Annotated in this window: 17 protein-coding genes; 5 read left to right on the forward strand and 12 right to left on the reverse strand. The window is 71.1% G+C overall.

The window, feature by feature from the left end:
* Nucleotides 1–27: 27 nt before the first annotated feature.
* A complete protein-coding gene (locus tag ACZ4VA_RS29360) occupies nucleotides 28–2,979 on the reverse strand; it encodes a UPF0182 family membrane protein (protein WP_356168669.1) in 2,952 nt (983 codons plus the stop codon).
* Between the two features lie 137 nt (nucleotides 2,980–3,116).
* On the opposite strand from ACZ4VA_RS29360, the gene ACZ4VA_RS29365 reads away from it, so the two are divergent.
* Nucleotides 3,117–3,659, forward strand: coding sequence for a PPA1309 family protein (locus tag ACZ4VA_RS29365; RefSeq protein WP_355781814.1), 543 nt, complete (start codon nucleotides 3,117–3,119; stop codon nucleotides 3,657–3,659).
* Between the two features lie 114 nt (nucleotides 3,660–3,773).
* Here the strand turns inward: ACZ4VA_RS29365 and ACZ4VA_RS29370 are convergent, their stop codons facing one another.
* From ACZ4VA_RS29370 to ACZ4VA_RS29385, 4 genes are all read right to left on the reverse strand, one after another.
* Nucleotides 3,774–4,871 carry a YlbL family protein gene (locus tag ACZ4VA_RS29370; protein ID WP_355781817.1) on the reverse strand — a complete coding sequence of 366 codons (1,098 nt, stop codon included), beginning with the start codon at nucleotides 4,869–4,871 and terminating at the stop codon, nucleotides 3,774–3,776.
* Between the two features lie 68 nt (nucleotides 4,872–4,939).
* Nucleotides 4,940–5,104 (reverse strand): hypothetical protein, encoded by a 165-nt coding sequence (locus ACZ4VA_RS29375; RefSeq protein WP_355781820.1) that lies wholly within the window; start codon nucleotides 5,102–5,104, stop codon nucleotides 4,940–4,942.
* Between the two features lie 200 nt (nucleotides 5,105–5,304).
* A complete protein-coding gene (locus ACZ4VA_RS29380) occupies nucleotides 5,305–5,766 on the reverse strand; it encodes a molybdenum cofactor biosynthesis protein MoaE (protein WP_389390492.1) in 462 nt (153 codons plus the stop codon).
* Nucleotides 5,767–5,953: 187 nt separating this feature from the next.
* A complete protein-coding gene (locus ACZ4VA_RS29385) occupies nucleotides 5,954–7,066 on the reverse strand; it encodes an SDR family oxidoreductase (protein ID WP_355781826.1) in 1,113 nt (370 codons plus the stop codon).
* Between the two features lie 191 nt (nucleotides 7,067–7,257).
* On the opposite strand from ACZ4VA_RS29385, the gene ACZ4VA_RS29390 reads away from it, so the two are divergent.
* Nucleotides 7,258–8,736: a zinc-dependent metalloprotease gene (locus ACZ4VA_RS29390; RefSeq protein ID WP_468083069.1), complete on the forward strand. Its 1,479-nt coding sequence runs from the start codon at nucleotides 7,258–7,260 to the stop codon at nucleotides 8,734–8,736.
* A complete protein-coding gene (locus ACZ4VA_RS29395; protein ID WP_468083071.1) occupies nucleotides 8,733–9,254 on the forward strand; it encodes an NUDIX hydrolase in 522 nt (173 codons plus the stop codon). Before ACZ4VA_RS29390 ends, ACZ4VA_RS29395 begins: the two co-directional genes overlap by 4 nt.
* Nucleotides 9,255–9,339: 85 nt before the next feature.
* Here the strand turns inward: ACZ4VA_RS29395 and ACZ4VA_RS29400 are convergent, their stop codons facing one another.
* The 4 genes from ACZ4VA_RS29400 to ACZ4VA_RS29415 form a co-directional block, all read right to left on the reverse strand.
* Entirely contained in the window at nucleotides 9,340–10,095 is a 756-nt protein-coding gene (locus tag ACZ4VA_RS29400; RefSeq protein WP_355781835.1) for an AIM24 family protein, read from the reverse strand.
* A 16-nt stretch (nucleotides 10,096–10,111) separates the two neighbouring features.
* A complete protein-coding gene (locus tag ACZ4VA_RS29405; RefSeq protein WP_355781842.1) occupies nucleotides 10,112–10,792 on the reverse strand; it encodes an AIM24 family protein in 681 nt (226 codons plus the stop codon).
* Nucleotides 10,793–10,803: 11 nt separating this feature from the next.
* Nucleotides 10,804–12,459, reverse strand: coding sequence for a TerD family protein (locus tag ACZ4VA_RS29410; RefSeq protein ID WP_468083074.1), 1,656 nt, complete (start codon nucleotides 12,457–12,459; stop codon nucleotides 10,804–10,806).
* Between the two features lie 125 nt (nucleotides 12,460–12,584).
* Nucleotides 12,585–13,181 carry a M48 metallopeptidase family protein gene (locus tag ACZ4VA_RS29415; RefSeq protein ID WP_355781655.1) on the reverse strand — a complete coding sequence of 199 codons (597 nt, stop codon included), beginning with the start codon at nucleotides 13,179–13,181 and terminating at the stop codon, nucleotides 12,585–12,587.
* Between the two features lie 217 nt (nucleotides 13,182–13,398).
* On the opposite strand from ACZ4VA_RS29415, the gene ACZ4VA_RS29420 reads away from it, so the two are divergent.
* Both ACZ4VA_RS29420 and ACZ4VA_RS29425 read left to right on the forward strand, forming a co-directional pair.
* Nucleotides 13,399–14,706: a TOMM precursor leader peptide-binding protein gene (locus ACZ4VA_RS29420; RefSeq protein ID WP_468083077.1), complete on the forward strand. Its 1,308-nt coding sequence runs from the start codon at nucleotides 13,399–13,401 to the stop codon at nucleotides 14,704–14,706.
* Entirely contained in the window at nucleotides 14,699–16,072 is a 1,374-nt protein-coding gene (locus ACZ4VA_RS29425) for an ABC1 kinase family protein (RefSeq protein WP_468083079.1), read from the forward strand. Before ACZ4VA_RS29420 ends, ACZ4VA_RS29425 begins: the two co-directional genes overlap by 8 nt.
* Nucleotides 16,073–16,078: 6 nt before the next feature.
* On the opposite strand, the gene ACZ4VA_RS29430 is transcribed toward ACZ4VA_RS29425, so the two are convergent.
* From ACZ4VA_RS29430 to ACZ4VA_RS29440, 3 genes are all read right to left on the reverse strand, one after another.
* A complete protein-coding gene (locus ACZ4VA_RS29430) occupies nucleotides 16,079–16,303 on the reverse strand; it encodes a hypothetical protein (protein ID WP_468083081.1) in 225 nt (74 codons plus the stop codon).
* 116 nt (nucleotides 16,304–16,419) lie between these two features.
* Nucleotides 16,420–16,743: a hypothetical protein gene (locus ACZ4VA_RS29435; protein WP_355789308.1), complete on the reverse strand. Its 324-nt coding sequence runs from the start codon at nucleotides 16,741–16,743 to the stop codon at nucleotides 16,420–16,422.
* Nucleotides 16,740–17,117, reverse strand: a complete 378-nt coding sequence (locus ACZ4VA_RS29440; protein WP_468083083.1) for a WhiB family transcriptional regulator — start codon at nucleotides 17,115–17,117, stop codon at nucleotides 16,740–16,742. Before ACZ4VA_RS29440 ends, ACZ4VA_RS29435 begins: the two co-directional genes overlap by 4 nt.
* Nucleotides 17,118–17,209: the final 92 nt, after the last annotated feature.

The following is a 17,209-nucleotide window of genomic DNA, read 5'->3' on the forward strand; positions in this document are numbered from 1 at the left end:
GTACCACGGCGCGGGGCGGGCCCCAGGTCAGCCCCCGTCAGCGCTCTTGTCGCTGCTCTTGTCGGTCTTCCCGTCACCGCTCTTGTCGGCGCTCTTGTCCGCGTTCTTGCCGCCGGCGGCCTTGTCGGCCTTGGCCTGAGCGTCCTCGGCCCGCTGGAGCGCGTCCTCGAGGTCCTTCTGCGCCTTGCCGTACGCCTCCCAGTCGCCCTTCTTGAGGGCCGCCTGGCCGTCCTCGAAGGCCTTCTGGGCGTCGTCGAGCGCTTCCTGCACCGTCGGGTCCTGGGACGTCGGCGGCTTGGTCTGCTCACCCTCGTCCGGTGGCTCCTGGGTCGCCCCCTCGGCTCCGAAGACCTTGTTGAGCGCCTCGCCCAGGGTGTCCTCGAAGGCCGTGGCGCCGCCGTAGGTCACCAACACCTTCCGCAGCAGCGGGTACTTGAGGCCACCACCGCGTACGTAGACCGGCTCCACGTAGAGCAGTCCTCCGTCCAGCGGCACCGTCAGCAGGTTGCCGTACTCGACTTCCGAGTCACCACCTCTGAGGAGCCTGATGGACTCGGCGATGGACGGTTCGGAGTTGAACTGGCTCTGCACCCGTTTCGGTCCGTCGACCGTTCTGCCCGTGGGCAGTTTCAGGATGCTGATCTTGCCGTAACCGCCCGTGCCCGCCTCGGCGTTGACCGACATGAAGGCGCTCAGGTTGTCCCGGCCGTTCGGCGTGAGCGTCGTCGTCAGCGAGAACGCCTGGGAGGTCTCCCCGGGCAGCTTCATGCTCAGGTAGTACGGCGGCACCGCGTTGCCCGACTTGTTCGTCGGGTCGTCCGGGACCTGCCACACCTCGCTGCCGCTGAGGAACGTCTGCGCGTCCTTCACGTGGTAGCGGGTCAGCAGCTCGCGCTGGACCTTGAACAGGTCCTGCGGGTAGCGGAGATGGTCCATGAGGGACTGCGGGATGTCGTTCCGCGACTTCACGGTCCCGGGGAAGGCCTTCTTCCAGGTCTTCAGCACCGGGTCCTTGGTGTCCCACTCGTAGAGCGTGACCTTGCCGGTGTACGCGTCGACGGTCGCCTTCACCGAGTTGCGGATGTAGTTGACCTGGTTCTGCTGGGCGACCACCGCGCGCTGGTTGTTGGCGGCGGTCAGCGAGTCGGCCGTCGTGTCGCCCAGGGTGGTGCGGGAGGCGTACGGATAGCCGTTGGTCGTCGTGTAGGCGTCGACGATCCACTCGATCCTGCCGTCGACGACCGCCGGGTAGGCGTCACCGTCGATGGTGAGCCACGGCGCGACCGCCTCCACGCGCTCCTTGGGAGTGCGGTTGTACAGGATCCGCGAGCCCTCGCCGATGGCGCCCGAGTACAGGATCTGCGGCTCGCTGAACGCCACCGCGTACGCGGCCCTGTTGACCGGGCTGGAGAGGTTGACGCCGCTGTCGCCCTTGTAGCTGGTCGTCTTCTCGCCGCTGTCGTCGGAGTAGTCGATCTCCTTCTGCGGTCCGCCGACGATGGAGTACTGCGTGGTCTTCTCGCCGTAGTAGACCCGCTGCTGGTACTCCCCGAGGTTGCCCTTGGACGGCAGGTCGTACTCGGTGAACTCCGGGCGGCCCTCGGCGTCGGCCGTGGTGCCCTTGGCCGCGACCACGCCGTAGCCGTGGGTGTAGCGGAAGTGGTCGTTGATCCAGTTGTTCTTCGGGATGCCCTGGAGGTTCAGCTCGCGCAGACCGATGACGGTGTCCTGGTCCTTGCCGTCCTTGCTGTAGCGGTCGACGTCCAGGTTCGACGGGAACGCGTAGTAGTTGCGCACCTGCTGGAGCTGCTGGAACGTCGGCGAGACCACGTTCGGGTCGAGCAGGCGGATGCTGGCCGCCCCGTCGGCGTCCTTGCGCAGCTTGCTCTTGTCCTCGGTGTCGCTGCGGCCCGCGTACTCCGTCACCTCGGCGCCGTCGATGCCGTAGGCCTCGCGCGTCGCCTCCAGGTTCTTCTCGACGTACGGCGCTTCCTTGGCCTGCTCGTTCGGCTGGACCTGGAACTTCTGGACGATCGCCGGGTACAGGCCGCCGATGAGGATGGCGGAGAGCACCATCAGGCCGAAGCCGATGACGGGCAGCTGCCAGGTGCGCCGCCACAGGGTGGCGAAGAACAGCACCGCGCAGATGACGGCGATGCAGAACAGGATCGTCTTGGCCGGCAGGTACGCGTTCGCGTCGACGTACCTGAGGCCCGTCCAGTTGCCCGTCGCCTTGAAGTCACTGGACTTCACCGCCAGCCCGTACCGGTCGAGCCAGTAAGCGACCGCCTTGAGCGCGACGAAGATGCCGAGGAGCACCGAGAGGTGCCCGGTGGCCGCGGCCGTGGCGCGCGCGCCGGGGCTGGTGATCCGCAGCCCTCCGTAGAGGTAGTGCGTGAGCGCGGCGGCGATCAACGAGAGCACCGCGGCGGCGAAGCCGAAGCCCAGCAGGAAGCGGTACCACGGCAGATCGAAGGCGTAGAAGGACACGTCGAGGTGGAACTGGGGGTCCTTCTGGTGGAAGGGCACCCCGTTCACCCACATCAGCCACGTGCGCCACTGGCCGGCGGCGGACGCGCCCGCGATCAGCCCGACGAGAGAGGTCACCCCGAGGAGCAGCCACTTCTTGTACGGCGCGATGCCCATGCGGTACCGGTCGAGGCTCTGCTGCTCCATCGACATGGCGCTCAGCGGCGGGCGCAGCCGGTGGGCCAGCCACACGTTCACCCCGACCGCGGCCGCCATGAGCAGGCCGAAGACGAAGAAGAGTCCGATCTTGGTCCACAGCGTGGTCGTGAAGACGGACGAGTAGTTGACCGACCGGTACCAGAGCCAGTCCGTCCAGAATCCCGCGAACATCGTGAACGCCATGGCCAGCACGGCCAGGACGCCCAGTGTCATCAGCAGGGTCCGGACACGCCGGGACGGGCGGCCCACTCTGATCCGTGGCCCCGTCGGGCCTCCGCCGCGGTCCGGCATCTGGAAAGCCAAGGTGCGCACCTCGAAGTTCGCTGTTGATCCGTCAGGCCCCCGTGATCGTGGACCCACACCTATGCAACTTACTCACGCTTTACTCGGTTCCCGCTTCCGGGTACTTCCGAGGCAGGATTGTGACCATGTCCAACACTCCCATGGCAGCGAGCCCGCTCACCCGGGCCGTACTCGAGATCGACGAGTACGCCTCCGGCCTCGGCTGGGACCAGCCCGCTCGCCTCTTCGCCCTCGTAGACACCGCGCGACTGCGGGCCCAGGAACCCGGTCTCGCGGCCCAGCTCGGTCTTCAGGACGAGCAGGAGACCACCGGTCTCACCCCCATCGAGCAGGACGAGGTTCCCGCCGACAAGCCGCTCGACGAGTTCCTCGGCACCATCGCCTGGCCGGACGCGGTCGTCGGCTGCGCGCTGACCGTGGAGCGGCTGATGCTGCCGCCGTCGGCGGAGGCCTCGGTCCCGGAGGGCCTCAGCGACAAGAAGCTCGCGCAGTGGGTGGCCGAACACCCGGACCGCCAGGAGGTCCGGATGACCGTCGCGGTGCTGCGGAACGGCTCCCGCGACTCGGCCCTGCGGCTGCGTGCCAAGGACGCGCCGACGGAGGTCCTCACCGGCTCCGAGCTGGTGCCGGGGCTCGCGGAGGCCCTGTCGGCCACGTTCGCGGACTGACACCGTCCGCACCTCTGTCCACGAAGGCTTCCCGTACGGCGACGGGGGCGCGCCCGGTTTCCGGGTGCGCCCCCGTCTGTGTGCGGGCACGTGGAGGTGTGCGAGCGGCCCAGGTCAGCCCTTGGCCGTGCACTTCGGCAGGGCGGCGGTGTCGCCGGAGCGGATGTCCTCCAGGGCGTCCATCGCGTCGTCGATGGTGTTCACCTTGACGAGCGTGAGGCCGTCGGGGGTGTCCTTGGCGGCGGCCGCGCAGTTGTCCTTCGGCGTCAGGAAGTACTGGGCGCCCTTGTCGCGGGCACCGACCGTCTTCAGCTCGATGCCGCCGATCGGGCCGACCTTGCCGTCGTCGTCGATGGTGCCGGTGCCGGCGACGAACCGGCCGCCCGTGAGGTTCCCCGGGGTCAGCTTGTCGACGATGCCGAGGGCGAACATCAGGCCGGCGCTGGGCCCGCCGACGTCGGCGAGCTTGATGTCGATGCTGAACGGGAACGTGTGATCGGTCCCGGCCGAGATGCCGACGATCGCCCGGGCCTCGCCGGTGTCGTCGGACTTCTCCGTGGTGATGGTGATGTCCTCGGTCCGGGTCGCCGTCCTGTTCGCCTTCTCGGCGGCGGCCTGCTCCTTGGCGGGCACGATCGTGAAGTCGACCTTCTCGCCCGGCTTGTGCCTGGTGACCAGCTTCGCCACGTCCTCGGGGGCCTTGACCACCGTGCCGTCGACGGCCTTGACCACGTCACCCGCGTGCAGCTTCCCCTCGGCGGGGGTGCCCTTGACGACGGTGGAGACGATCACCCAGGACTTCACCGGGATGTCCAGCTCCTTGAGCGCCGCGACCTTGGCGCTCTCCTGGGACTGGCTGAACTCCTCTGCGTTCTCCTGCGTCGACTGCTCCTCCGTCTTGCCGTCCGGATAGAGCGTGTCGTGCGGCACGATCTTGTTGTCGTGCGCCAGCCACCCGTAGACCGCCTCGACGAGGTTCATCTTGTAGTCGGCGCTGGTGACCCTGACCGTCGTCATGTTGAGGTGACCGGTCGTGGGGTACGTCTTGCGGCCGGAGATCTGCAGCACCGGCTCGCCCGCGTGCTCCCCGAGCGTGTTCACCGTCGGTCCCGGTGACATCTCCGAGTACGGCACGTCGATGAACACTCCCGCGCACAGGAGTGCGATCAGCATCAGGGTGGAGGCGAGCATCGTCGCGGTGCGGCGTGGCATGGAACGACAGTACGGGACCACGCCGACAGCGCACTGCGGGGGCCGCCCGTACGGGGACCGGCCCCCGCTCACGTCCCGGAGTGCGACTTCTCCATGGCCTCACGGAAGCGCGTGTAACCCGCGAGCTCGGTTCCGTCTCCCGTGGTCTTGCGATTCCGTCCGACCCAACTGCCCCACAGACCGGCGCCGATCGCAGCGAAAAGCGGAATCAGCAACCAGGCGAGCGCTGCCATGCCGACCTCCCAACCCCATGAGCGACCGCAACTGAGTGATCAGCAGATTAACCATCCGCCTGCTCAACGCTCACGCCCGGGGTGCGGTTACGCAACCGGAGGACCAGGCGGGGGTGAGGAGTTCACGACGCGGCCCGCGCGCGGGTGCCGTCCACGAGTCCTCGGCGGGCGTCCGCGGCCCCGCGCGTCGCCCGTTCGGCTCAACAGGCCCCGACCCACTCCTCCGTACCGTCGGAGAACGTCTGGTGCTTCCAGATCGGCACCTCGTGCTTGAGGTCGTCGATCAGCTTGCGGCACGCCTCGAAGGCCTCGCCCCGGTGCGGGCACGACACGGCGACGACGACCGCGAGGTCTCCGACGGCCAGGTCACCCACGCGGTGGACGGCGGCCAGCGCCCGCACGGGGTACGCGGCGACCACCTTCTCGGCGATCCGCCGCATCTCCGCCTCGGCGGTGGGGTGGCACGAGTACCCGAGCCGGTCGACGTCGGCGCCCGAGTCGTGGTTGCGCACGGTCCCCACGAAGAGCGCGGTCCCGCCGGCGGCGTCGTCCCCGACGGCCCGGAAGACCTCGTCGAGGGAGAGCGGCGTCTCCCGGATCGCGAGCAGCCTGATGGGGTCCTGCGCCGCCTGCTCGCCCGGGTGGTCGTACATAGGTGCCATGGCCCCATCGTGCCGCACGCCACCGACAAGTCGGAATAGCCGTTTCGCCCGGCACACGCGCGTGGCCGCTTGGAGCCTCCTACAGAAGCGGACCGCCACCCGTGCGGAGTACGGACCACCGCTCCGTCGGCGGCGCCCCGGCCAGCACCCCGCCGGGCACCGCGCGGGACGGGCCGCCGGCCCGGCGTCAGATCCGACGTCGGGCCTTGCGGGCCCGGCGGACGAGGGCCGCCGTACCGAGCAGGGCGACCGTCGCTCCGGCGGCTCCCGCGGCGGTGGCGTCCTTGCGCCCGAGCCGCCGCCCGGCCACCGTGTGCCGCCCGGCGACCTCCTCCAGCAGCTCAGCCATGACCTCCTCGTTGGTCCACCGGGGCCGCCACCCGGCGTCGTGCAGCTTGTTCCCGCTGACCACCCAGGGGTACATCGTGTACGCCAGGTCACCGGCCGGCGAAGGCGTCAGCCCGATCCGGTGCAGCCGGGCGGCCGCGCCGAGCGCCACCGCGGACGGCAGTTCCATCCGCCGGATGCCGCTGAGCTCCTCGACCTCCTCCTGCTCCAGCCACCCGTCGCAGCCGACGACCAGCTCGCCGTCGACCTTCTCCAGGACGGCGTACTCCAGGGCGCTGCACAGGTCCTCGACGTGGCAGAACTGCCAGGCGGGCCGCGAGCCGGCCACCACCAGCAGCCGCGGCGACTCGAAGTACCTGGTCAGCGCCGTGTCCGTGCCGCCGACCAGCACCGCGGGCCGGACGACGGTGACGTTGAGGCCCGGATGGGCGCGAGGCGCGCGCCGCGCGAGCCGCTCGACCTCCAGGAGGTCCCCGACGCCCGTGGCCTCGGCGGTCGCCCGCAGTTCTGCGTCCTCCGAGAGCGGCAGCTCGTTGTCGGGCAGCGCCCCGTAGACCATCGACGAGGTGCACAGCACCACCCGGTGGACCCCGGCGGCCGCGGCGGCCGTCAGCACCGTCTGCGTGCCCCGGACGTTGTAGGCCGTGCGGGCCGCCGGGTCGCTCTCCAGGTCCAGGTCCAGCGCCAGGTGCACGACGACGTCGGCGCCGCGCAGCTTCTCGGCGATGGCCGGGTCCCGCACGTCGAGGATCTGCCACTGCGCCCCGGCGCACTCGCCGCGCCGCTCGTCGATGGCGATGACCTGCTTGATCTCCTCGCTGGCGGCCAGCCGCTCGGTGAGCAGCGCGCCCACGCCGGACGCCGCGCCGGTGACGGCGACGACGGGCCCGCGGGCGGCCGGGCTGGTTGAGGGGTTTCGCGCTGCGCGAACCTGCGGATCTGGGGAACTCACCGGGCGTCTCCAGCGGTTGTCTTCAGTAACGAACGCGCGTGACGCGTGCGTACCAGGTGGCATCCATCCTGCCGCAGGCGGAGAGTCGGCGAAGCACCGAGGCCCGATCGGCCCTTGGTGTCTACGCTGGGTGGTGTTGTCGGGCAGCCGCCGTCGGAAAGAACCGGCGGCCTTACCAGCCGAGGAATCCCGTGAGTGACACCCCATTCGGATTCGGCCTTCCGCCGGAGGAGCCGGAGAACGGCGACGAGGGCAAGAAGAAGGACCAGGAGAGCGGCGGTGGTCAGGGACCGGCCAACCCGTTCGGCTTCGGGTTTCCCGGAGCCGGCGGTCCCGGCGCCGACAATCCGCTCGCCGCGATGTTCGGTTCCCTGAACCCCAACGACCTGGGCGCCGCGTTCCAGCAGCTGGGCCAGATGCTCTCGTACGAGGGCGGCCCGGTGAACTGGGACATGGCCAAGCAGATCGCCCGCCAGACGGTCTCCCAGGGCACGTCGGAGGGCACCAAGGACGCGAGCGTGGGCCCCGCCGAGCGCACGGCGGTGCAGGAGGCCGTCCGTCTGGCCGATCTCTGGCTGGACGACGCGACGTCCCTGCCGTCCGGCGCCGGCTCCGCCGTGGCCTGGAGCCGCGCGGAGTGGGTCGAGGCGACCCTTCCGGTGTGGAAGGAGCTCGTCGATCCGGTCGCCGAGCGTGTCGGCGCGGCCATGGGCGACGTGCTGCCCGAGGAGATGCAGGCCATGGCGGGCCCGCTGATCGGCATGATGCGGTCCATGGGCGGCGCCATGTTCGGCACGCAGATCGGGCAGGCCGTGGGCGTGCTCGCGGGCGAGGTCGTCGGCTCCACCGACATCGGCCTCCCGCTCGGTCCCGCCGGCAAGGCCGCGCTGCTCCCGCTGAACATCGAGGTGTTCGGCAAGGACCTGGGCGTCCCCCAGGACGAGGTACGGCTCTATCTCGCCCTGCGGGAGGCGGCCCACCAGCGGCTCTTCACGCACGTGCCGTGGCTGCGCTCGCACCTCTTCGGTGCCGTCGAGGGCTACGCGCGCGGGATCAAGGTCGACACCGCCAAGCTGGAGGACGTGGTCGGCCAGTTCGACCCGCAGAACCCCGAGCAGCTCCAGGACGCGCTCCAGCAGGGCATGTTCCAGCCGGAGGACACCCCGGAGCAGAAGGCCGCGCTCGCCCGTCTGGAGACGGCGCTCGCGCTGGTCGAGGGCTGGGTCGACGCGGTCGTGCACGCCGCGGCCAAGCCGCGGCTGTCCTCGGCCGACGCGCTGCGTGAGACGCTGCGCCGCCGCCGTGCCTCGGGCGGTCCGGCCGAGCAGACGTTCGCGACCCTGATCGGCCTGGAGCTGCGCCCGCGCCGGCTGCGGGACGCCTCGCGCCTGTGGGCGTCCCTCACGGACGCGCGCGGGGTCGACGGCCGCGACGGCCTGTGGGCGCACCCGGACATGCTGCCCACCTCGTCCGACCTGGACGACCCGGACGGCTTCGTGCACCGCGAGCAGCTGGACTTCTCCGAGCTCGACAAGATGCTCGGTGAGGCGGCGGGCGGTCCCGGCGGACGGCAGAACCTGAAGAAGGACGAGACCGGCGAGACCCGGGGCAAGGACACCGAGGACACCAAGGACACCAAGGACGACGGCAAGGGCGACGGCACCGAGTGACGCTCCACGACGACGCGGTCCTCGTACTGAAGGAGTACGGGGACCAGGAAGAGCTGCGCCAGGTCTATCTGGACCATCTCGCGGCGCATCCGGACGGCCTGTGGAAGGCCTGTACGGCGGGGCACCTCACGGCGAGCGCCCTGGTGGTCGACCCCGAGCGGGGCCGGGTGCTCCTGACCCTCCACCGCAAGCTGCGCATGTGGCTCCAGATGGGCGGTCACTGCGAGCCCGGCGACGCCACGCTGGCGGCGGCCGCCCTGCGCGAGGCCACGGAGGAATCGGGCATCGCGGGCCTGACCCTGGTGCCCGGCGGCCCGGTGCGCCTGGACCGGCACGCGATCCCGGCGCCGTGCCACTGGCATCTGGACGTCCAGTACGCGGTGCTGGCGCAGCCGGGGGCGGTGCACGAGATCAGTGACGAGTCGCTGGACCTGCGCTGGTTCGCGTACGACGAGGTCGCGGGAGTGGCCGACGCGTCGGTCGTCCGGCTGCTGGAGGCCGCCCGGGCCCGGCTCTGAGCGGCTGCGTCCCGACGGACGGGTAAGGGGCGGTCGCCGCGGCGACCGCCCCTTACCCATACCTCCCGGGAGGCTGCGCCCGCGGCTAGCTCCAGGCGTTGCCCTGGTTCTGCGCGTGGGCGCCGTGCTGTCCCATGCCGTACTGCGCGCGCACGCCCTGTCCGATCTGGGCGTTCTGCGGCGGCAGCAGCTCGCTCGGCTGGACGAGGATGTACCCCTGGCCCATGAAGCTGAGCTCCCAGCCCTCGCCGGTGCTGCCACGGCGCCGCCACACCCCGGAGGAGTGCGTCTGCGCCTGCATCTGCACCCGGAGGGCGGTCGACCAGGCGACGATCGCGTCCGCGTCGCAGTTGACGTACTTGTCCGGCGTGACCTGCATCATCAGCGGCATCCCGGACGTCATCAGGGCGACCTTGCCCCGGCCCGTGATGTTGAGCTGGTACTTGCCGGACCCCGAGATGCCGTACTGGCTGTCCACGGCGATCACCTCGTGGTGCAGCGCCGAGTCCATCGCCAGGACGTAGCTGCTGTCGACCGTGAGGCCGTCCTGGTCGACGTCGACCACGTGCACGTGCTGGGCCAGGTTGGCCAGGTAGACCGTCCCCTGTCCGTGGCAGCGCATCAGGTCCAGGCCCTCGCCGGTCATCGCGCGCGACCGCCGCTGCCCGTTGTTCTGGTACTCGGCGTCGAACTCGACGAGTCCCTGGTAGGCGACCATCGTGCCCTTGCGGGCCAGGATGTCGTCGTGCCCCTCAAGGGAGACCCGCAGCATCTGCGAGTTCTGCAGGCTGTAGCGGTCCTGGGACTGCTGTTCGTTGTAGCCGAAAAGCGGGCTCTGCATGGTGTCCTGTTCCCCCTCAGCCCCGGATCCGGAGGCGGTCGGTGCTGTCCTCGCTGGGCTGGACGACGACGATGCCCTGCCCGGAGAACGCCATCTGGTACGCCTCGCCGCTGCCCCGGCCGATCAGGGACTGCGCCTTGAAGCTGCGCTTGCCCTTGACCTTGAGGTTCGGGGACCAGGCGACGAGCGCGTCCGGGTCCACGTACGTCTCGTCCTCGCCGCCGCCGCAGTCCACGACGATCGGCTTGCCGCGGGAGGTCAGCGCCACCCAGCCCTGGCCGGAGATCTTGGTGTTCCACAGACCCTGCCCGGCGAACTTGGCGAGCCCCTTGACGCGCTCGACGCCCCAGGTGAGGTGCGCATCGAAGGCGAGCAGGTTGGTGGCGTTGACGGAGATCGCGTCCCCGTTGAGGTTGATGACGACCACGTTCGCGCCGTAGTCGGCGAGATACAGCAGACCGTCACCGGTGCACTTCATGAGGGGCGCGCCCTCACCGGTCATCCAGTCGCGCGCGATCTGGCGCACGGCCGGCGGGTTGGGCTCGTACTGGACGAACCCTTCGTAGGCGACCATCGAGCCCACGCGCGCGAAGAGGTCGTTTCCGGTCTGCATGGCGACCTTCAGCATGTGATTGCCGTGGTTCTCCATGCGGGCGGTGACGGGTGCCGGGGCGAAGCCCGCGAACGGCTGATTCATGACGGGCTCCCTCAGACCTCGTACGGCTGGACGACGATGAAATTGCCGGGAGCGCCCCGGAACTGCAGGTTCACGCTCTCGCCGGTGTCGCCCGGGTAGGCGTTGCGACGCATCCGCACCTGGCTGGAGACGATCACCTGGGACGCCGAGGACCACGCCACGACGGCGTTGCAGTCGGCGAACGTGGTGGGCGTGACCGGCAGTACGACGGGAGCGCCGTGGGTCTTCACCACGATCGTGCCGGTCCCCTGGAACTGCATCGTGAACAGGGCCCCACCCGGGATGCCGTGCCCCTCGATCCGCCGCACCTCGTACTGGAGCGTCTCGTCGAAGGCGAGGACGTTCTCCGCGGAGACGCAGATGCCGTCGCCCTGGAGTTCGATGGGGTGCAGCATCGTCGAGTTGTCGGCGAGGAACACCTGGCCCCGGCCGGAACAGCGCATCAGCTGCATCTCCTGGCCGGTCGCGTTGCCCACGATCCGGCCGGCGAAGCCCGCTCCCTTGTAGGTGAAGTCGACCTTGCCCTGGTAGAGCACCATGCTGCCCTGCCGGGCGAGGACCGCCTGGTCGCCGCCGGCGCCGAGGTCGACGCGGACCAGCTTCTTGTTCTGCTGGGTCCACCGCTGGCCGGTGGGCGTCTCCTTGTACGCCTGGAGCGCGGCGGCCACACCGGCGCCGCCCTGCGGGGCGCCCTGGGGGGCACCGTAGGGCGAGGGCGCGGCCTGGCCGGGGACCTGGCCGTACGGAGGCTGCTGCCCGTAGCCCGGAGGCGGGCCCGGCTGTCCGTAGCCGGGGGGCGCGCCCGGGGGCTGCCCGTAGCCGGGCGGCATGGGGGCGCCCTGCCCGGGAGGCTGCTGTCCGTAGCCGGGCGGCGGGCCGGGCTGGCCCGGCGGCTGCGCGTACGGCGCGGGTCCGGGCGGCGGTACGGTGCCCGCGCCCGGCGGGGTCAGCGGCGCGATGATCGTGGGCGCGGCGTGCACCGCGGGCGCCGGTGCCGGCGGCGGAGTCGCGCCCGGAGGCGGCGTGAAGCCCTGCGGCGCGGGGGCCGGGGCGCCGAAGGCGGGCGGCGCGGAGGACTGGGCGGGCGGCGCGAAGGACGGGGAGGCGCCGGCCTGCGGCTGCGGGGCCACGGGTGTCTCCTCGGCGACCTCGCCGCCGAAGTTCTTCAGCAGCGCGTCGAGCCCGCCGTCGAAGCCCTGTCCGACGGCGGCGAAACGCCACACGTCCTTCAGGTAGAAGTCGCCCAGCATGACGGCGCGTTCCGTCGAGAACTCCGCCCCGCTGAACGCGTACCGGGCGACCTCCTCGCCGCCCGCGACGATACGGAGGTATCCGGGAGCGATCTGCGACATCTGCCCGGCGCCGTCGATCGTCGCTGTGAACGACAGCTTGTGGATCTGCGGCGGGATCCTGTCGAGGGTGACGCGGAAGGACTCCGTGTCACCCGCCTGGGCGCCCAGGAGCTGGACGGACTCCTCGGGGGACTTCGGCTGGTTGAAGAAGACGAAGTACCGGTCGTCGGACAGCCGTTCGTCGGCGTCGAGGCCGAAGCAGCTGATGTCGAAGGTCAGCCCGGGGCCGGTGATCTGCACGCCTACGTACAGATCGGTGCCCGCGGTGAGGTCACTGATCTTGGCCTTGTGGCCGCGTTGGAATTCCCTGGCCATGCGTAACGACCGTCCCCCATCCCGAATGCGAGTGCGTCGCGTCAGGCTAACGGCAAATTCCGGGAGCGGACGAAGCCGGTACAGACCCGGTACACAATCCCTGCCCCGCGCGCGTCGGGCCGCTCTCAGTCCTCGGCGTCGGCGGGCTGGTGGGGCAGGCGGTCCGCGGCGGCCACCCCTTCGAGGTAGCCGCGGGCACGCTCGGTGCGCGGATAGGCCTCCAGGAGCCGCCAGAAACGGGGGCCGTGTCCGGGTACGAGCAGGTGCGCCAGTTCGTGGACGAGGACGTAGTCGACGACGTACTCCGGCATGCCCTGCAGCCGGTGCGACAGCCGGATGCTGCCCTCGGACGGGGTGCACGAGCCCCAGCGCGTGTTCTGGTTGGTGACCCAGCGGACCGAGGTGGGACGGGCCCGGCCGTCGAAGTACAGGTCGGAGAGCCGGGCCGCGCGCTCGGACAGCTCCCTGTCGCCGAGCCTGCGCTTGCTCTCCTGGGCGGCCAGCTTGTCGAGCATGACGCTCACCCAGCGCTGCTCCTCCGCCTCGGACATCCGGGCGGGGATGAGCACAACGGTGCGATCGCCCTCGCGGTACGCGGAGACCGTCCTGCGCCGTCGGGCACTCCTGCGGACCTCGATCGCGCTCGCCCCCGAGCCGCCTGGCGGCAGGCTCGTCGTGCTGCGCTGTGGCTTTCCGGCGCGGTGCAGTGGGTCGGCGGGCACGCCCCGACGTTACCCGTTGCACATGGTGAAAGTCCCGCCTCCGGGACGGTTCCGTGGCGATCCGCACTCCGTGCGCTGGATTCGTACGACGAATGCGGCAGCCTGTGGACAACTTTCGGCGCGGTGGCGGCCCGGGCGGGCATGCTGGCGGTCGTCGGCGGAGCTGGACCGCGGCCCGCCGGCACACGGGACGATCCGAGGGCTACGGGGGCCGGTCATGCATCCGATGGTGAAACCCGCGCTGCGGCGCGGCTGGCGGGATCTCAACACCGTGCAGTTCGGCATGGCCCCGGCGCACGCCATAGTGCTGGGCCCGATGGACACGGCCACGGGCAGCTTCCTGACGCTGCTCGACGGGACCCGCGGGCTGCCGCTGCTGCGGGACGAGGGACGCCGGATGGGTCTGCCGGACGGCCATGTGGACGGCCTCGTCGAGCGCCTCGCCGGCGCCGGACTGCTGGACGACGCGACCGGTGGCGGGCCGGCCGCCGACGCCCTGCGCGGGAGGAAGGCTTTATTGGACCGGCTCCGCCCGGACTTCGCCTCGCTGTCGCTGGTCGCTCCCGGTCCGGGCGAGGCGATCGAGCGCCTGGCCGCCCGCCGCTCCCTGCGGGTGCAGGTGCGCGGAGCGGGTCGGGTGGGTGTCGTGCTCGCCTCGCTGCTGGCGGGCGCGGGCGTGGGCGAGGTCGACGTCCGGGACGGCGGCCGGGTGGAGCCAGGCGATGTCGCTCCGGGCGGTCTGCCCGCCGAGTCCATCGGCGAGCGCAGGGAGGAGGCCGCCCGGCGGGCTGTGCGGCTCGCCGCCCCCGACCGGCCACCCCGCCGCAGACGGGCACCCGCACCGGATTCACCGGGCTCACCGGGCTCACCGGGCTCACCGGATGAGCAGACGCCGCCTCCCGCGGAGCCGACCTTCCCGGAAGGACGGGCGCACCTCCTCCCGGACGAGTCCGGCTGGTCGCTGGTGATCCTCGCGCCCCGGGACGGACTGGCGGTCCACGCACCCGACCCGGCCGCCGCCGACCAGCTCATCGCCTCCGGGACGCCGCACCTGTACGCGGGAGTAGTGGAGGGGACGGGTGTGGTCGGCCCCCTGGTCCTGCCCGGCGAGACCGGATGCGCGGGCTGTCTGGACCAGGCACGCGCCGACCGGGACGAGACCTGGCCGCGGCTGATCGCCCAGTGGCGCTCGGGTGGCGTTCGCCACGTCCAGGCCTGCGATCTCGCCCTGGCGGCCGCTGTCGCCGGGCTGGCCGCGAGCCACGCGCTCGCCTTCCTCGACGCCACGGCGCCCGCAGGCACCGGGATCCGCTGGGAGGCGTCCGTGCCGGAACCGACCTGGCACGCCCGGCCTGTGTGGCCCCACCCCACGTGCCCGTGCGGGGCGGCGGAGAGAGGTAAGGAAGAACACACCCCCGGGGACGGGGAACCGCACGAGACAATGGCGGAGCAACAGCCGCCGACGGGGTCACGCCACGAGGCACACGCCGCGCGGCTGTCTGGGACTTGGAGGGCGCATGTCTGATCTTCCCCGCAAGGCGGTCACCCGGACCGCCAAGCTCGCGGCGCTCCCGCTCGGCTTCGCCGGGCGGGCGACGTGGGGGCTCGGCAAACGCATCGGCGGGAAGTCGGCGGAGATCGTGGGCCGCGAACTCCAGCAGCGCACGGCGGAGCAGCTGTTCAAGGTGCTCGGCGAGCTCAAGGGCGGTGCGATGAAGTTCGGGCAGGCCCTGTCCGTCTTCGAGTCCGCGCTGCCCGAGGAGGTCGCGGGCCCCTATCGTGCGGCGCTGACGAAGCTCCAGGAGGCCGCGCCTCCCATGCCGACGCGGACCGTGCACACCGTGCTGGAGGAGCGGCTCGGCGAGGACTGGCGGGAGCTCTTCCAGGAGTTCGAGGACAGGCCCTCCGCGGCGGCCTCGATCGGCCAGGTGCACCGGGCCGTGTGGCACGACGGGCGCGAGGTCGCGGTCAAGGTCCAGTACCCCGGCGCGGGCGAGGCGCTGCTCTCCGACCTGACCCAGCTCAGCCGCTTCGCCCGTCTCCTGGGTCCGCTCATCCCCGGCATGGACATCAAGCCGCTGATCACCGAGCTGCGCGACCGGGTCTCCGAGGAGCTCGACTACGGGCTGGAGGCCCAGGCCCAGGCGGCGCACGCGGAGGAGTTCGCGGACGACCCGGACGTGGTGGTCCCCGCCGTCGTCCACCAGAGCGACCAGGTGCTGGTGACGGAGTGGATCGACGGGACGCCTCTCTCGGAGGTGATCGCCGACGGCACCCGGGAGCAGCGTGACCGGGCGGGCCAGCTGCTGGCCCGTTTCCTGTTCTCGGGTCCCGCCCGCACCGGTCTGCTGCACGCCGACCCGCACCCGGGCAACTTCCGTCTCCTGCCGGACGAGGAGAAGGGCTGGCGTCTCGGCGTCCTGGACTTCGGCACGGTGGACCGGCTGCCGGGCGGCCTGCCCAGCACCATCGGCAGCTCGCTGCGCATGACCCTCGAAGGAGAGGCGGAGGCGGTCTACGGACTTCTCTGCGAGGAGGGTTTCGTCAAGGAGTCGATAGAGCTGGAGCCGGACGCGGTCCTGGACTACCTGCTCCCGATCATCGAACCGGCCCAGGCCGACGAGTTCACCTTCACCCGCGGCTGGATGCGCAGCCAGGCCGCACGCATCGCCGACCCCCGCTCCCCCGCCCACCAGCTCGGACGGCAGCTCAATCTGCCGCCGTCCTACCTGCTGATCCACCGGGTCACCCTCAGCACCATCGGTGTGCTGTGCCAGCTGGGTGCGACGGTGCGGCTGCGGGACGAACTGGAGGAGTGGCTGCCCGGCTTCCTCGCAGAGGAGGACCCGATGGAGGAGCTGCTGGAGGAGGAGTCCGCCGCCGAAGCGTGATCGGGCCTACCACCAGGCCGAGTCGAGGCGGCCCTCGATCGCCCTGAGGTTGGCCCGGGCGCACGCCTCGCAGAAGTAGTGGCGGGCGCCGTTCTCCACGGAGCAGGTCCAGGTGACCGGTGGTTCTTCGGCGGAGGTGCCGCAGCGGGCGCACACGACGCGCGGGGGCTCGGCCGGGTCGTTCCGCGGCGTGGAGCCGTTGTCGTCGTTGTCCCCGGGAAGGCTCGTCACCCGGCGACGATAGCGCCGCACCGAGCGGCCCGGCGCCCACAACGCACCGCGGGGGCCGGTCCGTTCGGACCGGCCCCCGCTCTGACATCTCGTCTACTTCTCGTGACCGCTTACGGTCACTGCATGACGGCCATGGCCAGCGCCCGGCGAGCACGCATCGAGGCGCGCTCGGCACGGCGCTGCATCCGCCGGGCGGTGGCCAGGCGCACGGCCTGTCGTTCCCGCTCGGCTTCGTGCAGGCGGTCGTGCATATGCGCACGAGCCATGGCTTCTGGGATGAGTTGCATCTCGCGGGTCCTGTTCTGGCGCGAGTCGTTCGCACCGGTGGTGGAGAAGTCTGGGATCGCGGAGCCGACGGGCTCGGTGGTGGACGGCTTCATCGGGGCCTGCTTCTTGGGGTCGTTCGTGAGGGGGCGGTCGATCGTTCCTGCGGTGTTCATGCTGTGACCGGGTTCTTGCGCGGACGGCCACGCGGCCGCTTGCGGGCCACGACGACCCCCTGCACGAAGAGCTCGCCACCCCAGACGCCCCAGGGCTCGCGCCGCTCCTTGGCGCCGGCGAGGCAGGCCTCGACCAACGGGCAGGTGCGGCAGAGGGACTTGGCGTACTCGACATCGGCCGGCGACTCCGCGAAGAAGACCTCCGGGTCGTACGAGCGGCAGGGGACGGGTACGCCGAGGTTCTCGATGGCGTCGTCGAGCGCGGTGAGCGCGGTGAGCGCGGTGAGCGGAGTCAAGGTGGAGTCCTCCGTGAGGCCGGGCGGGGGGATCGTCTCGGAAGGCGGTACGGACGGGGCGTGCGCTTCGAGTTGCACGGTTTGTTTTCCTCGTCTGGTCGTGCCGGCCGGTTGGCCGGTTGGCGGCTTGGTACCGGGTTTTCTTGTCCCGAGGCCCCTTCGCTCCGGCT

The sequence above is a fragment of the Streptomyces sp. NPDC028308 genome (assembly GCF_055565855.1).